Origin of the sequence: [Clostridium] symbiosum (assembly GCA_036419695.1) — a bacterium.
GTDB lineage: Bacteria > Bacillota > Clostridia > Lachnospirales > Lachnospiraceae > Otoolea > Otoolea symbiosa_A.
This window is the reverse complement of sequence record CP143946.1, coordinates 259,426-282,619: the sequence shown is the minus strand read 5'-3', so window position 1 is coordinate 282,619 and position 23,194 is coordinate 259,426. Positions and strand designations below refer to the sequence as shown.

General features: G+C 48.8%; 18 protein-coding genes. 6 read left to right on the top strand and 12 right to left on the bottom strand.

Annotated features, from left to right (window positions below; translation table 11 throughout):
• Positions 1-3: 3 nt before the first annotated feature.
• Positions 4-912: a carbon-nitrogen hydrolase family protein gene (locus V3C10_01290; protein ID WVP62492.1), complete on the bottom strand. Its 909-nt coding sequence runs from the start codon at positions 910-912 to the stop codon at positions 4-6.
• Between the two features lie 233 nt (positions 913-1,145).
• Between V3C10_01290 and V3C10_01285 the strand changes: the two genes are divergently transcribed.
• Complete coding sequence (locus V3C10_01285; protein ID WVP62491.1) at positions 1,146-1,991, top strand: MerR family transcriptional regulator; 846 nt, start codon at positions 1,146-1,148, stop codon at positions 1,989-1,991.
• A gap of 96 nt (positions 1,992-2,087) precedes the next feature.
• Here the strand turns inward: V3C10_01285 and V3C10_01280 are convergent, their stop codons facing one another.
• From V3C10_01280 to V3C10_01270, 3 genes are all read right to left on the bottom strand, one after another.
• On the bottom strand, positions 2,088-3,488 hold the full coding sequence (locus tag V3C10_01280) for a sodium/glutamate symporter (protein WVP62490.1): 1,401 nt from the start codon (positions 3,486-3,488) through the stop codon (positions 2,088-2,090).
• Positions 3,489-3,569: 81 nt separating this feature from the next.
• Positions 3,570-4,865, bottom strand: coding sequence for a lactate racemase domain-containing protein (locus V3C10_01275; GenBank protein WVP62489.1), 1,296 nt, complete (start codon positions 4,863-4,865; stop codon positions 3,570-3,572).
• Positions 4,866-4,926: 61 nt separating this feature from the next.
• The gene (locus tag V3C10_01270; protein WVP62488.1) at positions 4,927-5,199 is read right to left on the bottom strand and encodes a helix-turn-helix transcriptional regulator; all 273 of its coding nucleotides are present in this window, start codon (positions 5,197-5,199) and stop codon (positions 4,927-4,929) included.
• A 144-nt stretch (positions 5,200-5,343) separates the two neighbouring features.
• Between V3C10_01270 and V3C10_01265 the strand changes: the two genes are divergently transcribed.
• A complete protein-coding gene (locus tag V3C10_01265) occupies positions 5,344-5,709 on the top strand; it encodes a helix-turn-helix transcriptional regulator (protein WVP62487.1) in 366 nt (121 codons plus the stop codon).
• A gap of 979 nt (positions 5,710-6,688) precedes the next feature.
• Here the strand turns inward: V3C10_01265 and V3C10_01260 are convergent.
• Positions 6,689-7,567, bottom strand: coding sequence for an AraC family transcriptional regulator (locus V3C10_01260; protein ID WVP62486.1), 879 nt, complete (start codon positions 7,565-7,567; stop codon positions 6,689-6,691).
• A 670-nt stretch (positions 7,568-8,237) separates the two neighbouring features.
• Here V3C10_01260 and V3C10_01255 point away from each other — a divergent pair.
• From V3C10_01255 to V3C10_01245, 3 genes are all read left to right on the top strand, one after another.
• Complete coding sequence (locus V3C10_01255) at positions 8,238-9,320, top strand: NAD(P)-dependent oxidoreductase (protein ID WVP62485.1); 1,083 nt, start codon at positions 8,238-8,240, stop codon at positions 9,318-9,320.
• A 133-nt stretch (positions 9,321-9,453) separates the two neighbouring features.
• Positions 9,454-10,689 carry an aromatic amino acid transport family protein gene (locus V3C10_01250; protein WVP62484.1) on the top strand — a complete coding sequence of 412 codons (1,236 nt, stop codon included), beginning with the start codon at positions 9,454-9,456 and terminating at the stop codon, positions 10,687-10,689.
• Positions 10,690-10,744: 55 nt separating this feature from the next.
• Positions 10,745-11,638: an acetamidase/formamidase family protein gene (locus V3C10_01245; GenBank protein WVP62483.1), complete on the top strand. Its 894-nt coding sequence runs from the start codon at positions 10,745-10,747 to the stop codon at positions 11,636-11,638.
• 86 nt (positions 11,639-11,724) lie between these two features.
• Here V3C10_01245 and V3C10_01240 read toward each other — a convergent pair whose 3' ends face one another.
• Both V3C10_01240 and ilvD read right to left on the bottom strand, forming a co-directional pair.
• Complete coding sequence (locus V3C10_01240) at positions 11,725-13,086, bottom strand: SLC13 family permease (GenBank protein WVP62482.1); 1,362 nt, start codon at positions 13,084-13,086, stop codon at positions 11,725-11,727.
• A gap of 25 nt (positions 13,087-13,111) precedes the next feature.
• The gene (ilvD, locus tag V3C10_01235; protein WVP62481.1) at positions 13,112-14,770 is read right to left on the bottom strand and encodes a dihydroxy-acid dehydratase; all 1,659 of its coding nucleotides are present in this window, start codon (positions 14,768-14,770) and stop codon (positions 13,112-13,114) included.
• Positions 14,771-14,990: 220 nt separating this feature from the next.
• On the opposite strand from ilvD, the gene V3C10_01230 reads away from it, so the two are divergent.
• Positions 14,991-15,959, top strand: a complete 969-nt coding sequence (locus V3C10_01230; protein ID WVP62480.1) for a LysR family transcriptional regulator — start codon at positions 14,991-14,993, stop codon at positions 15,957-15,959.
• A gap of 115 nt (positions 15,960-16,074) precedes the next feature.
• Here the strand turns inward: V3C10_01230 and V3C10_01225 are convergent, their stop codons facing one another.
• The 5 genes from V3C10_01225 to murC all read right to left on the bottom strand — a co-directional run bounded on the left by V3C10_01225 (position 16,075) and on the right by murC (position 23,057).
• Positions 16,075-17,154, bottom strand: a complete 1,080-nt coding sequence (locus V3C10_01225) for an alcohol dehydrogenase (GenBank protein ID WVP62479.1) — start codon at positions 17,152-17,154, stop codon at positions 16,075-16,077.
• A 184-nt stretch (positions 17,155-17,338) separates the two neighbouring features.
• Positions 17,339-18,520: a ribose-phosphate pyrophosphokinase gene (locus V3C10_01220; GenBank protein WVP62478.1), complete on the bottom strand. Its 1,182-nt coding sequence runs from the start codon at positions 18,518-18,520 to the stop codon at positions 17,339-17,341.
• 750 nt (positions 18,521-19,270) lie between these two features.
• Complete coding sequence (locus tag V3C10_01215) at positions 19,271-20,272, bottom strand: ATP-binding protein (protein ID WVP62477.1); 1,002 nt, start codon at positions 20,270-20,272, stop codon at positions 19,271-19,273.
• Between the two features lie 13 nt (positions 20,273-20,285).
• Positions 20,286-21,374 carry a DnaD domain protein gene (locus V3C10_01210; GenBank protein WVP62476.1) on the bottom strand — a complete coding sequence of 363 codons (1,089 nt, stop codon included), beginning with the start codon at positions 21,372-21,374 and terminating at the stop codon, positions 20,286-20,288.
• A gap of 303 nt (positions 21,375-21,677) precedes the next feature.
• Positions 21,678-23,057, bottom strand: coding sequence for a UDP-N-acetylmuramate--L-alanine ligase (gene murC, locus V3C10_01205; GenBank protein WVP62475.1), 1,380 nt, complete (start codon positions 23,055-23,057; stop codon positions 21,678-21,680).
• Between the last annotated feature and the right edge of the window lie 137 nt (positions 23,058-23,194).

Genomic DNA, 23,194 nt, shown 5'->3' with positions numbered 1-23,194 from the left:
CCCTTACAAATTTCCCATCCTTACTCCACGTGTCTTTTCCTCATATTCTTTTCTGTCCGCCGTCAGACTGCCCGCTCCCTGATAGACGGGAGCCTCGTTGAGCCGGCCGGCAAACGGATATTGTACATTAAAATATCTGAGCGAATTCAGATGCTGGTCCCTCCCGTACTCCCTCTTAAGCTCCACCTGGGAGAAGTCTAACGTCTTTGTCACCAGTGCGGGAGTCTCGGGACATTTAGCGAGGATCTGTCCTTCCGGATCCACAATCACCGAGTTTCCGCAGCATGTCGATGCCCCAAGCTGCCCCGTGCCGCATGTCCAGATATAAAACAGTTCATTTTCCAGTGCCCTGGCTCTCGGCAGGATTTCCGGAATGTGACGGTATTCGATCGGATCTAACGCCGGACATAGAATCAGTTCCGCGCCCTTCAGGGCCAGAGTCCTCGAAATCTCCGGGAAAAACTGATCATAACATATCTGAAGCCCTACCGTAATCCCCTTCTCCCGGATTTCGAAAATGCAGTAGTCCTCCTCATTGCTGGGCACTGACATCTCCCCCGGGCGGAACGGAACTTTCTTTCTGTACCGGCAAATCATGGTGCCGTCTGGTCCAAAAACTGGGCACGTATTGTACGCCCCGCCCTCCTCCAGCTCCTCCGACTTTTCCGCAAACGTCCCCGGAACCAGGTATACACGGTGTTTTTTTGCAAGATCTGCCAGGAAGTGGATAGCCTCATCATCTATCGATATAGGTGACTTGCTGATTCCAAACTCCACACCCACAATCAGTTCCGGCCTGACATATCCCATCATCAGGCTCTCTACAGATTCTCCAATCACCTTAAGGTTGGTACTTAAGTCGGCCGATATCGTATGCTGCATGACGGAGACATTTAAAAAACGATTTTCCATATATGCTCTCCTTTCTTAACTGACTTAAGTGTAACCTGTTATCTTACTTGAATGTCAATACTTCCATAAACTAATTTTATCTCAATTTTTCCTTATTTTACAGGCATTCAAACATTAAAGCTGACTTGAATGTTTTTTCTTTTTATAGTATAACTTTCTTAGAGCATGTTGTTTTGCAGCCGTCCGGCTGTTTTAATGCGGACGGAGAACCAGTCGGGAAAGGATGCATCCCCATGAATGACAAATACACCATAGCCGAGATAAGCCGTTTTTTAAACATTTCTAAATCGGCTCTCCGCTACTATGATTCCATCGGCCTGTGCAGGCCGTCCGCCCGCGATACAAACACGGGTTACCGTTACTATGAATACAACCAGCTTTTCCAGCTCAATATGATCGGTAAGCTGAAAAAACTGCAGCTCAGCCTGGAGCAGATCAAGGCACACAGCAGCGCCAAAAATGTCGCCTCCCTGGAAAAGCTGCTCCTGGAGCGCCGCAGCATCATCGAAGCCGAGCTGGCGGAACTGAATGAGTTGAACCGGCAGAATGAGGAACTGATCAATAAAATCGAGCTGTCAAAACATAAATCGTCCGCATTTGAGGTACGGCAATATCCAGAGCGGTATTTGTACAGGATGAATATTAATTTTTCCAGCGAAGATCTCTATGCCTGTATCAAGCTCCTCTATTCCTCCTACATAAAGGCGCTGCACGACCGGCCGCCCTACGACAAAGGAGAAATCCTGCTTGAAATTCACCAGGAAAATCTGGAAAACCATCATTTTCTAACCTATAACTCCATCGGTTTCTTTGTAAAACCGTTTTCCGGCATGGAGGCAAAACGGCTGTCCTCCATTCCTGCCGGAACGTTTATCGTCGCCTGCCATACCGGAGGCTACCAGACGATCTCCAAAACTTACCGGAAACTATGGAATTACATCGAGAAGCAGGGGCTGACCGTGACCGGCAACTCCATCGAGACCTCTATCATCAATATTTCCATGACAAACAACCCAAAAGAGTTTCTCACGGAGATTCAGATTCCAATCGAAGCCGCCCCGCCGCAGCAAAACGGTTAATCCTCGGGGTACAAAATGGGCTGCCGCATCACTGCGACAGCCCTCTGTTTATGTAAAACGTGACTTATTATTCATACATCGATACCACTATCGATTTTATCTGTATTTTTCCAGCTTGCGTCCGGCTACCCATCCCTTGCTCATCCATGCCAGCAGCCACATCACAGCCACAATCGCGAAACACGCGCCGGTGACAATCCAAGAACCCGTGGTACCCATTGAGGTGATTAAAATTGGGGGAATCACCTGCAGGCCTATAATAATCGGACGGTTAAATATATCAGAAATACCGGAATCCTCGATACCGCGGCTCTTCAAATCCGGATCCACGATGCGCTGCAGCAATACACCGGTAGCGGCAACGCCTGTGGCATGGCCCCACATCATCATATTCCGCTCAAACCAGTCTTCCTCTGAGGATTTTCCGCCAATCCAGATAAACCATACCCATACAGACAGAAATCCGAGAATACATACGACAATCAGCGGAACCGCATAGTTCATAACCACGGTCAGATTCAGTGAACCGATACCCGATATCATCAGGAAATCGGTAGCCGTTCCCTGAATTCTCTGTATGGAGCCGCGATCCACATATTTATATGCTCCGCTCTTATTGAGAAGCGCATTTATAATCAGTCCTGCAAACAATGAAAGGCAGAATTCCGGGATTGATATTTTATAATTAAAGGTTGCCAGTGTCCATTTTGCAAACCCGGCAGAGGCCATATAACCCAGCCAGGAAGCAAAGAGAACGATGCCCAGATGGTATCCCAGCGGATCGAGGCAGATAGAGGCCACGGTTCCTTTGGAAGATGATTTTTGTTTTTCCGGCGGTACCAGTCCGGTCCGCATATCAACCGGCAGTTCACTGGGATTTTCCACATAATGGGTATAGCCCTTACGCGTACCCCAGTTAATAATTAGAATACCTGTGATAATTCCGCCCACGATTCCGATTGTAGCGCAGGTATATCCCAGATCCGTCATATCAGCCACTCCAAGATCAGCCAGTGATTTTCCGACGGCGGCTGCCGTTCCGTGGCCTCCGTAAAAACCGGTGGCCATCATCAGGCCAAAGTTTTCATTCAGGGAGGGATACAGCTTAGTCAGTACCGTGATTGTCACCAGCATACCGATCCCGTATTGGAGGACGGCGATACCGGAAATGTTGAAAAACATTCCCATAATCTTAGATCCGGCCATTGCTCCCTTCTTAGGCCTGTCCCCAATGGGTGTGGCCGCAAAAACAAGCACGATCAGAACGCTGGCATAGGTTCCAAAGGAACTGGAAAGCGGCAGAATCCTGCATGCCTCCCATGGGCTTTTCGGACCCAGTAAAAGAGCCAGAACACCGGCCAGGACGGCAGGCGGAATTAATGCCTTCTGGAACCATTTTACCTTAGCCCGCAAAAATTCCCCAATCAGCAGCAGCGTTCCCATAACCGCCGCATCAACCATTACCTGCCATATGGCAGAACTCATAGTCAATTCCATATAACATATACCTCCTCACAGATAGTTACTCCAAAATATACTAAAGTCATTGGTTCCAAGTCATGTTGTGTAAAATCCATTTTATCCGGCAGAATTACAGCCTTCAGAATTACAGCCTTCGGAATTACGGCCTTCCGCAAACAGCGACAGGTTTCCGTCCCTGTCAAAAGGAACCTCCATAAATCCGCTCTCCACCCGGATCGGACGGCAGGCTGCATTAATTGCGGCTTCGGATAAATAGATCTCGTCCAGATGCTTCGTGTCAGGGATGATCACCATACGAATCTCCTCATTCCTGATTCTTCCGCAGAGCTTGACGCAGGCTTTGAAAACGGCCCTGTCGTCCTCTACTACCATCGGAAGCCGGGAGCTGTTGGGTTCCGTAGACGTCAGCGTGTTGACATAGGTACTGCCAAAATCAATCTGCTCATACATATGCCTGGGGATAAAGTCGGCCAGTCCCATACCGTTGGCGTTTCCCTCCGATTTTTCCGTTATGTTCAGTACGCCCAGCTTTACTGTCCTGGGACCGCCCCCCGCGGCATTGGTGTGAAACCGGCCCACAATATTGGTATCCATCCCGGTTCCGCTGATCTCCTTACCGATCGCTCCTACAATCAGCACATCGATCTCATTAAGTGCAAGTCTGGCCATTTTATTCCATGCATCCTGAAGATAATCCGGTTCGTCGGCCATAATCTCGTCTTTCCGGGAAACGTGCACCTTGGCCAGACGCCCATAACCGTTCTCAATGGTGGACACACCGCAGATAACATTGAGCTTTTCCAGGGCGACCGAGGCCACGGCTATGATGTTTTCGGCCATATTCTCATACCGGAGAAAATGGGTGGCTTCCGCTCCCTTCTGCTTTGCAAGTCCTATGGCCAGCATCTTCACAAGGCCGCTTTCATAACGGCCGCGGAAGGATGTGTGGGGTTTTACCCTGTTGAACAGAATAATTCCATCGGCCTCACAGGCGTTCCTGTCAATATAAACGCCCAATCCCTGCCTCGTCGTTCCAATCTGGTTTACCTCCATGCTGGAAACGACCGGAGCGCCTATGGTTTCTTCCGTAATTCCGTACTTTTCAAGCACCAGGGCCTGCCCCTCTGCCGTTGCTCCGCCATGGCTTCCCATTGATGGTACAAGAAATGGAATCCCGCCCTTTTCCTTTACAAATGCTACAATTGTTTTAAGCAGCGGCACGTACCGGTCAATTCCACGGCTGCCGCAGGTGATGGCAATTTTTGCTCCCTTCTTAATGGGAAGCTCTTTTTCCTTTAACAGTCTTTTAAGCTCCCTCTCAGGCTCCTCCAGCTCCTCACTGTTGAAAAACTGGCGTACCCTGACCACCCTGGGTATCTCAAAATTCTGCAAAAGCTGACTAATTTCCGTTGAGATGTTAATTCCCCCTTCCTCAATATCATGACAGCGCTTCTTAACCGGAAATCATTTCCTGTCCCGCGGGAAAGGAAGACGGAAGCAGATTCCGAAAGGATTTGTTAAGAAAGTGGCTGATTTCGCCCTCCGTTGCAAATAAGAAATCAAAAGGCTTATTAAAATATCTGCAATAGGCCCGGCACTCGCCCGGATAAAAGCTGCCGTTTAAAATCTTCCGGCTGTAATCGCTGCGGCTGACGCCTATGATTTCTCCCATATCCTGCTCAGTAAGATGAAAGAATTCTTTTTGGCCCAATAAATTGGGATACATATGTAGCATTCCTCCTTTCTTGGCGTATCGCCAAACCACAGTGTCATTATATTCTCAGTTCGCCAACTTATCAAGATATTAGGGGGATTTTATTGACGATACGCCAACCATATGTTATGATTCAGGCGAAAGTGAGGTGTCGTAATGAGTTTTACCGAAAGGTTAAAAGAAGCGAGAATTTCCATCGGGTATACCCAGCAGCAGGTAGCCGATGCCATGGGGATCACGAACAGCACTTACTGCGGCTATGAAACGGGAAAAAGACAGCCTGATGTGGCCAAGATAAAGCAACTGGCGAAAATCTTAAAAACCTCCGGTGATTTTCTTCTGGAAACCGGTTTTGTTCCTGTTGGCGGTGAGGAAGATATAACCGATCTTCCCGGCTGCCGTGATGACTCCAATGCGGAAATATTAGCGAATTTTGAACTTTTAGATATCGAATATAAAGATGTTGTGGAAAGTTTGATCCTGCAACTGTTGGAAATTCAGACAAAGAAACGGGGGGTTTAGATAGCGGCCGGCAAATTGGCCATAAAAATAAGGATTTAACTGAGGTGAAGAGGACGCGTCCGGAACGGACCATGTCCGGTGTGGTGAGGGGGCTGGCTGAGTCTTTTGTCCCCTATTGGAGGTTGTTGTGAGGGGGAATCCGGCCGGAATGAATTGTTACGGGGACCGCTCGCGCTTTTTGGAGTGCGCAGCGGTGCCAGGCTCGAAAAGACCTGCCACCGCACGCTTTTGCACTAAGCTCGAAGAGACCTCGCTAAGTGCTCAATGTGTCGCCAGGTACCGGCGGACTCCCATATCCCCTGCACAATTGATTCCGCCTCCTTCCCCCGGCAGGTTATCGCCGGGGACAAAAGACTCAGGCGGAGGTTTTCGCGGCACCGGACATGGTCCGTTCCGGACGCTGATTGTCTCTAACCTTAAATGGGGAGGGTCCTGTCGCGGCTACTACGAAGCTGCGATACTTTAACGGTCTGACGGTATATCACGATGAATTTGAGAACAGATGAATTTCTAAAACAAAAGTCGAATGTTCTGACGCAATACTCTAAGATGAAAAGTTCCAAAACAAACCCGTCAGAGACCGGATAGCAGATATTTTGAAGCATTCGAAGAAACATAGTGGCAGCGACAGTACCTCCCCCCTTTGAAGGAATAAGAACAATTCAGCGGCCGCAGGCCGGGGTACGGGATGGCGAAAACCTTCGCGTCTTCAGTCCCGGTCCATAACCTTCCCGTGGGGAAGCCGGGAGAAAAAAATTCCGCAGGGAACCTGGAAGTCCATCAGTACTTAGGCGGCGTATTTGGGCGCCTTAGTACTGCTATGCACTTCAAAGAGCGCAAGCGTTTCCCGCAGGAACTTTTTCTGCCCGGATTCCCCACCCACGACAACCTGCAAACCGGGACTGAAGACTCACAACCTCCCTCTCACCATCCCGCCCCCCGACCGTCCCGGCGGCGTTCTCATTCCTCAATTAAATCCTCATGCCTTTATCCCCTCTATGATTTTCCCATCCTTTCCTTCTATCACCACGAGTTCCCTTTTGGCATTCTGATCGCTGTCCTTGTACATCATCGCATACCGTTTCGGTGGCATTCCCGTCAGCTTTTTAAAGGTTCTGATAAAATGCTCATTATTTCGGAAACCTACATTTTCTCCAACCTCCTGGACCCGCATCCCGTTTCTGAGAAGTGATCTGGCTTTCAGTATGCGGCAGTTTATGACGTAATCCATCAGGCTGAATCCGGTGCCTTCTTTAAAAATATGGCACAGATGGTATTTGCTCATATAAAAGGCATCGGCAATAGACTGAGTGGTCATGGCCTCTCCCAGATGCTCCTGGATATAGGATAGAATCGGCGCCACTTTATCGAGACTTGGATTAGTATAAACTTCCCTGTCCTCAGCCTCGTTAAAATGAGAAAAACAGGTAAGTAAAAAAGTCAGCAATGTAATCGTTTGTCTGATATCCCCGCCAAATTCTTTACCGAAATCTTCGGCAAGCTTACCATAGAGTGTCTCCAGATATTTCGTATCCTCCTCTGTCAGTGACGCTACTAGGCCGGATCGTTTGCTTCTCGCCTGAAAGTTACTTTGAAGGGACGAGAATTCATGCAGCATTTCCGATGAAATATGGAAAACCATGCACCGGTATTCTTCATTTGCCACACTCCGGTGGAGGATCGACGAATCAATCAGGAATAACTGTCCCCTGTACAGTGGAAACACCTCCGGCTCCAGAAAAAATACACCTTCTCCGGCAATGCAGAGCACAATCTCAATATCTTCATGAAAATGAGGGCGATCCATGGAATAAGTATCATTTTTACTAATATGTATCTCATAATGGCATTGAATCATTCGCCCTCGTCCCCCTCTTCGAATATATTCCAATCATACCCCAAACGGTCAGATGTCACCTGTTTGATATGACTTGACCTTTCTTTCATAATACTACTATATCTCCTTCACATTAACACTGGATCATTTTTCCAGTATCTGCCTCTTTCATCGCGATTTCTTTTCTCTATAGCCCTAGTCTATCTTTTTCACTTTTTCCTTTCAAGGATACTCATGCTCCCGAGCAAAATAAGTCAATATTTTGGCAATTTTATTCTTTTTCCTGCATTTTTGTGTGATTTTGTACGTTGCAACCGCCTGCATAAATGTCCATTAAATTTTATATTTTTAATGATTGTTCTATTCAAAAGATTGTTTAATCATATATTTTTCAATCTTATATGGATGTATGTGCATTTTCGCATTCAATATAATGAGATTTATATGTTTTAATCCGACCGCAAGATACATCAATTTTATTCCAATCAAATGCAGGTATTTACAAATAAAAGATGCTATAAATAGATCATAAAGTTAATGCGCAAAAACTTGAGACATCATGGTGAGCATGGACATCATCCCTTAGGTGTCTAAATGGCGATGTCTGTTTAACAATTTTAATAAAAATCACCCTGCTCTGGCTATTCTCCATCGATGCCGGAAAAAGAGTTTTGAAGAAGGGAGTATTACTATGAGTAAAAATTATGACATCATTCATTTTGAAGCCCTGGGAGAAGAGGCAAAGCATCTTGTAGATGAAACAAAAGCTGCACAGGAGTGCAATCTGATTCCAAAAGACCTGCGTTATCTTGTAATACCGCAAACTTTGCAGGAGTTTCTAAAGCAGAACCCTGACGAAGAACTGCCTGAGATTATCAGTATAAAAACCCATTCTGTCCTGCCGGCTTCTTACCTGTCGGGAACAAAAAAAAACATCATTACAAGAAGTGCGGGATACGACCATCTGGAAGCGCTCTTCGATACAGCCAATATTACTTCTCTGAGAAATTACTGTGTTAATTCCGTTGCTCAGACTGCTGTTAAGTTCATGTATGCAGCGGCAGGGCTGCTCAATCAGTATACGGTTAACGCAGCGACTTTCGAGCGCAATTTGACTGCCTCCTTCATGGAACTTACTTCCAATAGAGTCGCTACTGTCTTTGGAGTCGGAAAGATAGGGAAGAGGATTTATGATCTGGTTCAGGCAAACGGACTCTTCATGCAGGCAGTTGATATTCGGGAGAAAGAACTGAGAGACCTTTACGGAAATAGTGTAAATTTTGTCTCGAAGGAAAAAGCTGTTAAGAATAGTGACATTATAATTAATGCAATGAATCTTACCAGAGTCCCCGACAGCATCTTCTATAACGAAAATTACTTTTCTGAGGAAGTTCTTCGACAGGGGAAGAAAGGATTTATCTTTATTAATATTACACGAGGAGAAATTGCACCGGAATCTGGACTTTTACATCTTTACCAGGAAGGGATAATCGGTGGAATCGGATTAGACGTTTTTACAGCGGAAAATGATTTTTCCCAATCACTTAGGAACCAGAAAATATATAATGACAAAAACCTGCTGGCAGCCCGTAGACTGCTTGAGATGGCTGAGAACAGAACTGCCAACATATATGTACAGCCCCATCAGGCATTTAACTCCGACCTGGCTGCTGCGGCCAAGGCCTCTGATACCATTAAGCATATGATTGAATGGTTCAAACGTGGTAAAAACGGCTTTGATGAACAGCTTCCGTATTATAGGGAGACAGGCTGATCCGCGTTTTCTACCACCAGCATGTAATGGTTCCTCTGGGACAATACGAAAAATAAATGAAAGGGGGAGGGGATTTTTTCATATTGGCTGAGGAAATATAGTTTTTGCAATCTATCACGAGAGGAGAAAAGTTATGTCTGAAGAAGTCAAAACTGCAACATTTGAAACAGAAGAAGGTGCACTAAAGGTAAAAAAGCTTACTCCGTATGAAGCTGCATTTATGATTATCGGAGTCAACATCGGTTCCGGAATTTTGAGCCTGGCCTATTCCGCGCGGTTCGGCGGCTGGCCTATTCTGGCTATGTGGCTGGTCATCGGCGGTGTTCTGGTAACGGCCTCCATGCTCTATGTGGCCGAAGTTGCTCTGCGCACCAAGAAAATACTCCAACTACCCGGTTTGGCGGAACGCTACTTAGGAAAAACAGGCTCTGTTTTAATTTTTATAGGAGTATGCTGTAACTCGCTAGGCTGCATGGTTGCCTATACCACCGGTAGCGGTGCCATCATAGCCAGTTTTCTGGGATGTTCCGAAACGGTGGGAGGGTTGATCTTTTCAATTCCCGCCATTATCGTTGTTTTCCTTGGACTAAAAACTACAGGAGTGTCCCAGAAGGTCATCAGCACATCCATGATCATTTTGCTGGCTGGACTTGTAGTTGCTACATTTATGAATAAAAACACCGATGTAAACCGGGCCATGTACGCCAACTGGAGCTTCGCTCTGCCTCTGCTGAATATGGCAATCTTCTGCCATATTACCCAATATGCCGTACCTGACATTGTCCGCGGACTGCGCCACACCCCCGAGATGATTCCCAAAGTCATTATTTCCGCTAAAATTGTTGTAACCATTTTCCTGTGCTTAGTTCCTCTGTCTGTGCTGGCTATCACAGGCGCTGAAAATGTCACTCAGGTAGCGACTATCGCGTGGGGAAGCGCCCTTGGCCCTGTGGCAGCCGTTGTAGCAAACCTGTTTGCTCTGACCGCTATGCTGACATCCTACTGGACTCATTGCACATCCATGCTTAACAACGTGGTGGATATTTTCAAATTTAAAGACGAAGACGATCGCAAAACCAGGGTATTGGCAATGCTGGTGGTAGCCGGTGTGCCTCTGATTCTGGCCTTCAGCGGGCTGGTGGGTTTTGTGGATGCCATTTCTCTGGCCGGTGCCTTCGGTGGAATCATCATGTCGGTCCTTCCTATTTTTATGCTCAACAAGGCCCGCAAGACCGGAGATAACCAGCCGCCCTGGACGTGTGGCTGGTACGCTGCCAAGTGGGTGCAGGGGCTGATTATCATCGTTTTCATCTTCTCTACCGGTTACAAAATTTTAAGTATGTTCGGAATGCTGCCAACAGGCTGGTAGAGGCTGAAGTCCCTCTATAACAGGCATAAAACATTTAAGATAGGAGACATTGAAAATGAGAATAATTTCCAAAGATAATGCCATACATACGTTTAATGCAGCCCATCCCCCAAAATGTCAAATCGAGAGTGGAGAAATATTCTGGATTGAAGTCGAGGATGCCTATCGGGGACAAATCACCGACCCGTCTGTTAAACGGCCGGATTTAGATACATCGAAAATCAACTGGTCCACTGGGCCGATTGCAGTTAAAGATGCCATGCCCGGGGATGTACTGTGCATAGAATTTCTGGATTTTGAATTCGGGCCACAGGGGGTTATGCCCTCCAGTATGGGGTTGGGTTTACTGGGCGACCTCATCACACAACCGGACAGTAAAATCATCCCCATCCGTGACGGATATGCCATTTTTTCAGAAGAGATTCACCTGCCCCTGACCCCTATGGCCGGCGTCTGTGCCGTAGCGCCACGGCCGGGTCTGGATCTTCGCTGCTCCTACCCCGGAGAATTTGGCGGCAATCTGGATACCACAAAGGTGACGGTTGGTTCCAAACTATATCTCCCGGTATTTAACAAAGAAGCAGGTCTGTGCATTGGTGATTTCCATGCATGTATGGGTGATGGAGAGGTCAGTGGCACCGCCATTGAAACACCAGGGAGAGGATTAGTCCGTGTTACCCTGCGCAAAGACTGCAAAATTGAGCGCCCCGTTATAGAGACCGCTGAAGCTATTTACTTCCTGGCCTCAGCGGAAACATTGGACGAATGTGTAAAGATCGCGGTCAAGGACGGAATCGACTATCTTATGCGCAAACTGGAGCTTAATTTTCCAGACGCTTACCGGCTATTCAGCGCTGCCTGCGACACTCAAATCAGCCAGGTAGTCAATCCGTTGAAAACGGCAAGGGCGAGATGTCCCAGATTTCACGAGAAAATCGGCAGATTGTAAGGTTGAGGAAAAAAGGTTCCTGGTGCGCTGCATCAGGAACCTTTTTATATCACTGGGTTAATACTTTTCCTTCTATTAAATAACAGTTACAGGATCACACTGACAATACAAGCCGCAGCCAACCCGGCAAATGCCATCACATGCTGCCCTACGCAGAGCGATTTCAACGTAGTCTTGGTGTCATACCCGAAGAGGTTTGCAAAGACCCAGAAAAAGCTGTTGTTTACATGGGAACCGAAGCCGGAACCAGCACAAATTGCGATAAAGGCAACGATTGGGTGAATCAGTCCTGCATTGCAAAGCGGCAGTGTCAGAGTCGAGGCCATGATAACGGCAACCGAGGAGGAACCCTGGACAAATTTTGAAAAGCCGCAGATTAAAAACGGAATAATGATGACCGGCAGGGCGCTGGCTGCAAGGGAATCTGCAAAGAGCACACCGACTCCCGTTGCGTCGATAATCTTGGAAAGGGCGCCGCCCGCAGCCGTAATAAAGATAACCGGTCCGGCTGTGGAAAGGGCATTGGTCATCGCATCATACACCTCGTTCTGAGGAATGGATTTTTTCAAAAGCAGGATAGCCGTCACAATACCAAGAGCTAAAGCAATATTTTTATCTCCCAGAAAAGAGCTGACGGTAAGAAGAGCCGCGCCCTCCGGAAGAAGCATGCTGCATGTCGTATTAAAAAGGATTAATACGATAGGCACCAGGATCGGAAGTATCGATGCCAGGAACGACGGCATAACGGCCGGAGCCGCGTCACTGAGTTTAGTCTCCTCTTCATTTCCGTTTTCACTGTCTTCCAGTGCGGCGGCGCTGTCTGAACGAACATACCAGTCGTCCGGCTTTTTCTGAAGGAAAAAGCGGCAGTATGCCCAGACAACCACAACTACAAACAGGGAAGCCGCCAGTCCCCAGAGAATGGACTGCCCCACATCGATGCCGAGTATGGACGCAATAGACAGCGGAGCCGGCGTCGGCGCCACATAAGTATTTGTGATTAGAAGGCCCAGAGCCAGAACCGTCGCCAGGGCGCCCAGCTTTAAACGGCTCTTTTTTGCTACGGCCTTTGCAATCGGCGCCAGCATGATGAGCGCCACATCACAGAAAACGGGAATTGATACCACGAATCCGGTGGCTGCCAGCGCCACATCCGCATTCTTGTCTCCCGTCAGACGCAGAAGCGTCGTGGCAATCTTCTGTGTAGCATTTGACTTTTCCAGGTACTCTCCCAGAATCGTTCCAAAAATGATAACAATACCAATACTTTTACATGTATTTCCAAATCCTCCCGCAATTGCGCTGATCGTGTCCGCGGAACTGACGCCGCAGCCCAGTCCAATCACCAGAGAGCCGAAGAGCATCGACATAAAAGGCCCTACCTTTGTCTTCAGCATCAGAAAAAACATCACTGCCAAACCAATTAAAAATGCGACCAAAGTCCCCATAATCTACCATTCCTCCTGTGTAATCTCATTTGTTTTCTGAATAAAGCCACAAAGCTCCGTCCTCTGCGCCGCATACGCTTTTCCGGTATGCGTTCAGGATTCCCCCTGCCTTATGATCCGGTTTTACAATCTCCTTTCTCCTCTGTTCCAGCTCTTCCTCAGATAAGTCCACCTCTATCCGCTTTTTATTCAGATCGATTGTGATAATGTCTCCGTTCTTAATGCAGGCAATCGGTCCTTCGTCCCATGCCTCGGGGGAAATATGGCCCACGCACGGCCCTCTGGATGCACCCGAAAACCGTCCGTCTGTGATCATTGCCACCGATGTATGAAGTCCCATCCCGATGAGCATGGCGGCCGGAATCGACATTTCCCGCATTCCGGGGCCTCCCTTCGGTCCCTCATAACGGATGACAAGGACGCATCCCGGTGTAATGTCGGAATTGAGCATACGTTCCATCAATTCCTCCTCGGAGTCAAAGACCACGGCGGGTCCTTTGTGGTAAAACATGGACGCTTCCACTCCGCTCTTTTTCACCACAGCGCCCTTTGGCGCCAGATTGCCGTGCAGAATGGTAAAACATCCGTCCTCATGCAGCGCCTGCTTCGGGCTGTGAATGACTTCCGGGTTGATTTTACCGGAAAACCGCTCAAGCATGTCCCCGAGTGTTCCCCCAAAAGCCATGGGAACCTGCAGGTTGAGGTGTTCCCGGATCGCCGTCAGGGAGCCCCTGACTCCGCCCGCCTTGTGGTAATCATAGAGATTATACTTCGACGAGGGTTTAAACTTGGCAACGACCGGAACGCTCTCCTGAATTCTGTCAAATTCCCTCAGGTCCATATCAAGGCCCAGCACCCGCGCCAGCGCCGTCACATGCATTACGGCATTGGTGGAACCGCCTGTAGCCGAAATATGCATGATGCCGTTACTGAGAGACTCTTTTGTCAGAAAGGTCCTGGCGCGGATTCCCTCTTTTGTCAGGCCTACGATTCGTTCTCCCACATCCCTTGCCTGCTTCTGTTTTGCCGAGGAGCAGAAAAGCATTGTTGTGGAATCAACCGGGCACAGCCCCACCACCTCGGCGAACACCCCCATCGTGTTGGCGGTTCCGTACATGGAACAGGTTCCGCAGGAATAGCACATGTTTTCCTTGTAATCCCGGAATGTCTCCTCCGAGATTTTCCCGCTGTTCCTGGCTCCGATGGACTCTTTTAAATCCGATGTCACAAAGGTATTCTCTCCCGTTTCATAGGGAACCATCGAACCGGCCGTCAAAAACAGGGACGGCAGATTTAAGGACGCAGCCGCCATCAGCATTCCCGGTATAATTTTATCGCAGGAGCACAAGAACACCATGCCGTCAAAAGAATGTGCCTCGGCCATGGCCTCGATTGACGCGGCAATGAGGTCTCTCTGAGGGAGCACATACTGCATTCCCCGAAGCTGGGCCATCCCGTCACAGGGGGCCGGCACCCCGAACTCGGCCGGGACGCCGCCCGCTGCCCAGATTCCTTCCTTTACATAATTTACAAGCTCCTTAAATGGCTTGTGCCCCGGATTCACATCATTCCAGGAATTCACCACGCCGATTACCGGCTTCTTCAAATCCTGCTCCCGGAATCCGACCGCGCTCATCAGCCCTTCATAATATCCGTCGGCAATATTGTCCCGAATCTCTCCCATATTTTCTCCTTCTCTCATGTTACTGGTTTATTTTTCAGAATGTCTCTTCCAATCATTTTTATCTTGTCTTTCGACTGATTTATCATCTGTTGAGATGATTATACCAGTAAATCTTCACCATGAAAAACAATGAAAGGCAGCACTCAGCACAAATAAAATATTGTGTATCATCTTCTATTGTGTTAAGCTTTATGGAGTAGATATGGAAAGGAGAATCCCTATGCAGACGAGCCATGAAATGTTTCTGCTGGCCGCCGAAGAAACGAGTTTTACAAAAGCGGCAAACAAAGCCTATATTACGCAGCAGTGCCTGAGCAGCCACATCAAACGGCTGGAAGATTATTATGGGGTGAGCCTCTTTAACAGAACGCCGAAGCTGACGCTGACGCCGGCGGGCGAGCTGCTCCTGCAGTCGCTGCGCCAGATCGAGGTGATCGAGAAAGGTATACAGAATGAATTAATCAATACAAAAGAAGGGAAACAGGGTTCCCTGACTCTGGGAATCAATGCGACGAGGGCGCGGATTCTGCTGCCCGACGTGTTTTGCGATTACCATGAGAAATTTCCCCATGTCCGCCTGTCGGTCGTGCTGGACGATGCTAAACAGCTTCTGCCCCTCCTTCTGAACGGAAAGATCGATATGTTTGTTGGTGTAAACTGCCCCAGCCATGAACTGCTGGCGCGCAAAATTCTTAAAAATGAACGGATTTATATGATAGCCACCAGGAGCCTGCTGGCCCGGTACGGAAAATTGCCGGATACCGGAACAAGTCCGGGCGAACGCAGTATCAGGCTCAGCGATTTCCCCGGACTCCCCTTTGTCGGCAATAACAGCAACAGCACATTTAACCAGTTGATTGAACGGTACCTGAACAACTGGAATGTGCAGTTGAATATGATTTTCTTTATCAGCGACTATGAGACGCAGCTTCAATTCTGCGCCAGACATCTGGCGGCGGCGTTCTGCCCGGAAATCGTACTGGAAAAAGTCGCTGCCTTCAACCGGAGCCGGGAGGCAGCGGAACAGATCCAAGTCTTCTGCCTGGACGATTTAAATGACTTCCTGAAAATAGAACTGGTCACTCACGCACAGGCTCATCAGCCGCTCTATATGCGGGAATTCATCTCCCTGTTTGAACGGTTTTATGGAGAACTGACGGATAAAGCAGTCTCCTGCCTGAAGCAGTAAGTCCCGAAGCGATCACTTATGAAGCAATAACTTATAGAGCAATAACTTATAAAGCGATAAGTCTTAAAGCAATGCCCCATACCGCTTATTCTCCCTACTCAGCGGCTTATTCTCCCTACTCGGCGGCCGTAACCACCCATTTAATGCAGTTATCGTCCCTGGCCTCAAATACCCGGTATCCCTCCATGATCTCCCCAAGGGAGGAGCGGTGGGTAATCAGGAAATCCGTCCTTAAGTCTCCTTTTTCTATCAGGGAAAGAAGTTCCGGACAGCGGTTCGCGTCCACGCCTCCCGTCTTAAATGTCAGGTTTTTCCCATACATGGACGGCAGCGGAAGAATCTGATTCTCCTCGTACATGGCAACCACGGAAACGACTGCATTCGGCCTTGCCAGCTTCCAGGCCAGTTCGAATGTATCTTTACCGCCTGCCGCCTCAATGACCGCATCGGCTCCCCTTCCCTCCGTCAATTTCCTGACTTCATCTGCCGCGTCCTGCTTCCCGGTATTGACCGTCACATCCGCCAGGCCGTTCTGCATGGCCAGGTTCAGGCGGTATGCATCGCGGTCAATCAGAACCACCGTACCGGCGCCAAGGTATTTTGCCGATTCGGCCGCACACAGCCCCACGGGACCTGCCCCTATGACGGCGACGCAGTCTCCCCTCTGAATCCCGGCAATATCGGCTCCCCAGAAACCGCTGGAGAGAATATCTCCCGTAAACAGCGCCTCCTCGTAGGAAACCGTATCCGGAATCGGAGTAAGCCCCATGTCGGCATAGGGAACCCGGACATACTCGGCCTGGCAGCCGTCAATCCGGCATCCCAGTTCCCAGCCTCCATGCTCACAGTTGTTGACAAATCCTCTTTTACAGTAATAGCAGGTTCCGCAGAACGTTTCACAGTTGGCCGCCACTCGCATTCCAGCTTTCAGCTTTGTAACCCCGGAGCCTGTCTCAACCACCTCGCCCGCAAATTCATGCCCCAGTATAATACCCGGCACTGCCCTTGGAACGGCTCCGTTTTTGATGTGCAGATCGCTGGTGCAGATTGTAGAGCGGACGACTCTGACCACCGCATCCTTCGGGTCCTGAATAACCGGAACCGGCCTCTCCTCCATGCGGATATCATTTATGCCGTGAAACACTACGGCTTTCATAGTCTGCGGCCTGTTTTGCTTTTTCAGATTCTGTTCCATCTTCTTACTCCTTCCTGTGATTCCACTTTTCCTCAATAGAAAGGACAGAAAGACTCCCCTGAATGAGAATCCCTCTGTCCTGTCTTCCTGTCTGATACGGTTTAAAATTTGCACCGGCCTGTCCGCATCCGCTTAATGAAATAAAACTGGGTTGAGGCCAAAACGGCTGTGCACATTTCCACAATTAATCTCTGATTCCTGCCCTGTACTTTACAAGCAGCCTGTTAATTCTGCCGGTCGGGTTCAGAAGCTCGCTCAGAGATGCGTCATGGTTCAGGTTGTCGATGATAAGCGCAATATATTTACTCATATCCACATTGATATAATACGGCCTTGAAAGCAGCTCCGGAGTCTGATAAATCAGGTTCGTAGTCAGAATCCTGTCAATCAGGCCGTTGCCATAGTACTCGTCGAACTTCTGCAGTCCGTTGGTGAAAAGGCCGAAGGTGGAACAGATAAATACCTTCCTGGCTTTTCTGGCCTTTAATTCTTTGGCAACGTCCAGCATACTCTCTCCAGAAGAAATCATATCGTCCACGATGATGACATCTTTGCCTTCCACGCTGGCGCCCAGGAATTCATGAGCCACGATCGGGTTGCGGCCGCCGACAATCTTTGTGTAATCGCGGCGCTTGTAGAACATACCCATGTCCAGTCCAAGCACGTTCGCAAAGAATACGGCGCGTGACATGCCGCCCTCATCCGGGCTGATTACCATCATATGATCGCTGTCAATCTGAAGTTCCGTCTCATATTTGAGAAGATATTTAATAAACTGGTAAATCGGCTGTACGGTCTCAAATCCTTTTAACGGGATTGCGTTCTGGACACGCGGGTCATGGGCATCAAAAGTGATAATATTCTCCACTCCCATCTCCACCAGCTCTTCCAGGGCCAGGGCGCAGTCCAGGGACTCACGTCCCGATCTCTTATGCTGGCGGCTCTCATAGAGGAACGGCATAATAACATTGATCCTTCTTGCCTTACCGCCCACAGCCGCAATAATTCTCTTTAAATCCTGAAAATGGTCGTCCGGGGACATATGGTTTACCATACCGCACAGGGAATAGGTGAGGCTGTAATTACAGATATCCACCAGGATGTATACGTCGTCACCCCGCACCGATGCGGAGATGGTTCCCTTTCCTTCACCGGAACCAAATCTCGGTGTGTTGGCGCCGATAATATAGGTGTCTCTCTGATAACCGGAGAAAGCGATGGTTGTCTTATGTTCGCTCTCCCTCTCCCTTCTCCATGATACAAGATAGTCATCCACTTTCTTTCCAAGTTCAGCGCATCCTTTGAGCGGGATCAGGCCAAGCGGCCCCACCGGAATCGTCTCAATGATTTTTTCTTCGTACAACATCTCTTTCCTCCAGTATGTCTATATATATTTTAATATGATCGGCCTTTGCTGCCTCCGGCCGTATTGTTCCCAATCAACGTTTCATTTATATCATTATGCACCAGATAAGTCAAGTAAATCAAGGGGTTTGTTATTTTAGTTGAGATGCGGGACGGCTCTGGATGATGGCGGACGGGGGAGGTGGAGGTGGTGAATCTTCAGTCCCGGGGGGGGGGGATGATGTCGTGAGGGGGAATCCGGGGAAAAAAAATCCTACGGGGACTCGCTTTCGCTTGTGGAATGCGCAGCGGTTGCTAGCTTCGTAAAATACCTCAGCAAGCACCGGCGGATTCCAAGGTCCCCTGCGGAAAATTTTTCCCCTCCTTCCCCGGGCAGATTATGGCCGGGACTGAAGACAAGGCAGGGATCGGCCCCGTTCGTCATGTTCAGAGACTCATTGTCCCTTTCGTCAAGTGCGTAACGGGTATTGTCGCTGCCACCACGCAAATTTGATACTTTTACATTCCGGCGGTATCACCGACTAAATATAATAATAAAAATCGGTATAGACAAACCTGAAATATTCAATCTGAAATTATACTGTCTAAGATTATACAGGTTGAAACTATACAATCTCAGACCGAACATCAGACACTCCCCCGGCATCGATTCCCCACCCGCGGCAACCTGCAGCCCGGGACTGAAGACTCATAATCTCCCTCTCACCATCCCGAACCCCGGCCGTCACCGGCGGCGTTCTCATTTTTTAGCCTAATTTCCCCTTGCTTCTCTTAGTTTCTTCCTGATACGGATATCTTCCCCATAGAGAGGTATCACCTTGTACTGACTCACGATTCTGGACATAATCCGGTCGGTAAACTCGTCCCTCATCTCGTTGACCGGCAGATTGGTGGAAATAATCGTGCCCAGCTTCCGGCTCATCCGTTCATTGATCACGTAGAACAGCTGGGATGTGGTGAATGTATTAACCAGCTCCGTTCCCAGATCATCGATGATCAGGAGGTCACACTCCAGGAGGTAGCGGGAACGGTCCCGGTCCTCATCGGTGGAGTCATAGGAAAAGCGCTCCTTAGAAAATATCTCAAACATCTCTACCGCCGGCAGATAGACGACGGAATAGCTGAGTTCTATCAGTTCCCTGGCAATACAGTTGCTGAGGAATGTTTTGCCGAGTCCCGTCTTTCCGGTAAACAGTATATTGTCCTTCTTCTGTCCGAAATTATCCACATACTGTTTGCAGGTGTCCACAACCTGCCGCATGTATTCTCTTGCCGTCTTTCCGCTCCGCTCATCAATCTTTGTATCGTCGAAATATTCATAAGAAAAACGGTCGAAGTTCTCCCTCTTTAATATCTCCCTGATATTGGACTGGGCGTACAGCAGGTTAATCTCCCGCTGGCGGAAGCAATGGCATTTTTTACCGTTGCAGTAGCCGGTGTCCCTGCAGTCGGGGCATTCATACTGCATCTCAAGGTAATCGGCCGGATAACCGTAGGAGGCAAGCAGAACCTGGCGCTCCTCCCGGAGTTCGGCAATGGTCTTCCTGAGCTTCTCAACCGCTCCCTGGTCGCCTGCCAGAAGTTGTTTTGCGCTCCGCACCGCAGCAGAGCTGATCTCGTCATTCATCTCCCTGACGGCCGGAATCTTCCGGTATACCTCGCTGGTCCGCCGATCCAGCTCATGTTTATTGTTCAGTTGTTTTTGATTGTAGATCCGCATGATGGAATCATACTGTGAGTTACTGAGTGCCATCTCCACCTCCTGCTCACTCTGTGTGGCCCGTTCCCGGTTCCCCGCTCTTCTGTCCTGCATTGATCATGTCCCAGACCATCTCATCATAATCGTATCCATGTTCCTCCAGATTATGGAAACGGTTGGAAGACCGGCCCTGGCCGCCTTTTCCGGAACGCCCGGAACCGTCTGCCTGGCCGCGGCCGCCCTTGTTCTCTTTTGTCTTTTCCTGTTCCCTGCGTATCTTGTCAAGAGCGTCGATATCGCTTTTCGTCCTCACTCCGGCGTCTTTCCAGTCTGAAAGGATCCGGTCGGCATACTGGAAACTGGGGTTGTGAATCGCACGGATTGTCCTGTCGCACGCCTCCACGACAATCTCACGCGTGAAGCCGTAGCTCCTGAACCACTTCTCCATCAGTTCGAATTCAGAATCTGCAGGGTTTCTGCCGGTGAGGCCCATGGCCTTCATAACGGCAAATGATTCTTTAGAAAAACTTCTGGAGTAGGCCCTGGCCTCTTCGACCGTCATAATCTTCTTCTCATGCCAGTTGAGGGCTACCTTTTCCACATAGCGCAGGCTGGTATGGCCGTTCTGTGCACAATACTCCACCAGGAACTCGATGAGTTCCGGCGCCATGTTCAGGTTCTTATACAGGTTTACAAATACCTGGCAGTCCACGGGCGTAAACGTTTTATTCAGATATTTCTGGGATATGTATACGAGCTGGGTAAAGGTCTCATCATCCGACAGCGCCTCCATATCACAGGCACAGGCAGCGCTGGTCTCACGTGCCGCCTGGTTTCCGGCAGGCTGATTTGCGGCGGTTCCAAGTTCCGCCGCCCGACAGACTGTTTTCTTCCTGTCCGGTACTGCGGCCTCACCGCCGGATGGTTCAAGCACTCCGGCTTTCTGCCAGTAGGCAAATGCACGGCGAACATCGGCTTCCGTATGGTTTAGCGCATCGGCCACCGCCTCCACCGTGATTGCCTCCCCCTCGTGGCGGAGCAGGTAGAGGTACACCTTTACATACTCTCCATTGGCGTCGGCCATATATTCATCTATAAACTCATTTGCCACCACGGTAAATCTTGCAGAAAACCGGTTTGTAAACTTTAGTTCCATCCCCTCACCATTCCTCGCTTTGGTTCGATCATGATCCGGTATATACCCGGATACCACTGTTCTTACATAATAACACAGGTCCCTGTAAAAGAAAATAGGCCCGCTTATCCACAGATATTGGTGTGGATAATGTGGATAATGTGGACAAAATTGTGTACCGCCTCTGCGATCTATGCACATTTTTGTCGAAAGCCTTGATTTATCAACGTTCCTGGAATTTCACCCGTTTTGCACTGTGGGCAGAAAAAATCCACATAGCTTCTTTACATAAAATGTTGACAACTATGTGGATAATGTGGATAACTAGTGTCCCAACAGCTCTTCTCCAACCTTTACAATGTCTCCGGCCCCCATAGTTATCAACAAATCGCCTTGTGTACAATTTTCCAAAATAAATTTTTCCACATCGGCGAAGGTCGGAAGATACCAGGCATCGACTCCTTTTTCCTTTAAAAGAGCGACAATATCCGCAGAACTGACTCCAAGAGTGTCAGTTTCCCTGGCCGGATAGATGTCGGTCAGCATGACGCAGTCGGCCAGCGATAGAGCCTCTGCAAACTGGTTTAAAAATGCCTTTGTCCTCGTATAAGTATGCGGCTGGAATGCACAGCAGATACGCTTATGGGGATAATTCTTTGCGGCCTTCAGTGTGGCCTCAATCTCCTGCGGATGGTGCGCATAGTCGTCAATGATTGTGATTCCCTTCAGTTCGCCCTTCTTCTCAAACCTCCGGTTGGTTCCCGTGAACCTGATAAGTCCCCGGCTGATCGCATCCATACCGGCTCCCGCTTCCAGTGACACGGCGATGGCGCCGAGCGCATTGTAAACATTGTGCTCTCCCTGCACGCCCAGGCTGAGACGCTCCCTTTTCTCTCCCTTAATATAGAGATCAAAGGACGGCCTTGCGTACTCATCATACACAATGGCATCCGCGCTGTAGTCGTTTTCCCTGGAGCTGCCGAATGTAATGACCCGTCCGCTCACGTCTTTCGTCAGTTCCTGCCAGTTCTCTATGTCCCCGTTTATAATCACGGTTCCATTCTCCGGGACTTTTTCCATGAAAAGCCTGAAAGAGCGGCGGATATCGTCGATATCCTTGAAGAAATCGAGATGGTCTTCTTCTATATTAAGTACAACCGCCATGGTCGGATAAAACGACAGAAAGCTGTTCGTATATTCACACGCCTCGGTCACAAAGAATTCGGGACCGCCCACACGGATGTTGCCGCCTATGGAATTCAGGATTCCGCCCACCGATATCGTGGGATTATTGTCCGCCTCCAGGAAAATCTCCGTCACCATAGATGTGGTCGTCGTCTTTCCGTGGGTTCCGGCAATTGCAATTGCCTCCTTATAATTCTTCATCATCTGCCCGAGAAGATCCGCGCGGCTCATCAGAGGAATCCCTCTCCTCTTCACTTCCATAAATTCCGGATTATCCTCGTGGATAGCTGCCGTATAGACAACCACATCAATTCCATCCTTTATATTTTCAGCCTTCTGACCATAGTAAACCGCGGCCCCTCTGGCCTCAAGATGCTCCGTCAGCTCTGAACTGCGGGCATCGGACCCCGATATCTTAAATCCCTCGTCCATCAGAATCTCTGCCAATCCACTCATGCTGATTCCGCCGATACCGATAAAGTGAACCGACTGTGGTTTTCCAAAATCAATCTGATACATACTGTTTTCCACCTTTATTTTCTATATTCTGCAGCCTCTCTATATAATGTATATGCCGTTTTGATGTCCTTTGCCGTACCCTGTTTTCTACGTGCAGTACAGCACCACTCTAATTTAACTTCTTTTGCTGGAAAATG

Coding starts and splice junctions, on each gene's coding strand:
- V3C10_01240 (WVP62482.1), bottom strand. CDS start 13,086: ATGGGGACTTTGGTCGCATTTTTAATTGGTTTGGCAGTGATGTTTTTT.
- V3C10_01225 (WVP62479.1), bottom strand. CDS start 17,154: ATGGAACAGAATCTGAAAAAGCAAAACAGGCCGCAGACTATGAAAGCC.
- V3C10_01215 (WVP62477.1), bottom strand. CDS start 20,272: ATGGCACTCAGTAACTCACAGTATGATTCCATCATGCGGATCTACAAT.
- V3C10_01280 (WVP62490.1), bottom strand. CDS start 3,488: ATGGAATTGACTATGAGTTCTGCCATATGGCAGGTAATGGTTGATGCG.
- V3C10_01290 (WVP62492.1), bottom strand. CDS start 912: ATGGAAAATCGTTTTTTAAATGTCTCCGTCATGCAGCATACGATATCG.
- V3C10_01220 (WVP62478.1), bottom strand. CDS start 18,520: ATGTTGTACGAAGAAAAAATCATTGAGACGATTCCGGTGGGGCCGCTT.
- murC (WVP62475.1), bottom strand. CDS start 23,057: ATGTATCAGATTGATTTTGGAAAACCACAGTCGGTTCACTTTATCGGT.
- V3C10_01285 (WVP62491.1), top strand. CDS start 1,146: ATGAATGACAAATACACCATAGCCGAGATAAGCCGTTTTTTAAACATT.
- V3C10_01255 (WVP62485.1), top strand. CDS start 8,238: ATGAGTAAAAATTATGACATCATTCATTTTGAAGCCCTGGGAGAAGAG.
- V3C10_01250 (WVP62484.1), top strand. CDS start 9,454: ATGTCTGAAGAAGTCAAAACTGCAACATTTGAAACAGAAGAAGGTGCA.
- V3C10_01210 (WVP62476.1), bottom strand. CDS start 21,374: ATGGAACTAAAGTTTACAAACCGGTTTTCTGCAAGATTTACCGTGGTG.
- V3C10_01270 (WVP62488.1), bottom strand. CDS start 5,199: ATGTATCCCAATTTATTGGGCCAAAAAGAATTCTTTCATCTTACTGAG.
- ilvD (WVP62481.1), bottom strand. CDS start 14,770: ATGGGAGAGATTCGGGACAATATTGCCGACGGATATTATGAAGGGCTG.
- V3C10_01265 (WVP62487.1), top strand. CDS start 5,344: ATGAGTTTTACCGAAAGGTTAAAAGAAGCGAGAATTTCCATCGGGTAT.
- V3C10_01230 (WVP62480.1), top strand. CDS start 14,991: ATGCAGACGAGCCATGAAATGTTTCTGCTGGCCGCCGAAGAAACGAGT.
- V3C10_01245 (WVP62483.1), top strand. CDS start 10,745: ATGAGAATAATTTCCAAAGATAATGCCATACATACGTTTAATGCAGCC.
- V3C10_01260 (WVP62486.1), bottom strand. CDS start 7,567: ATGATTCAATGCCATTATGAGATACATATTAGTAAAAATGATACTTAT.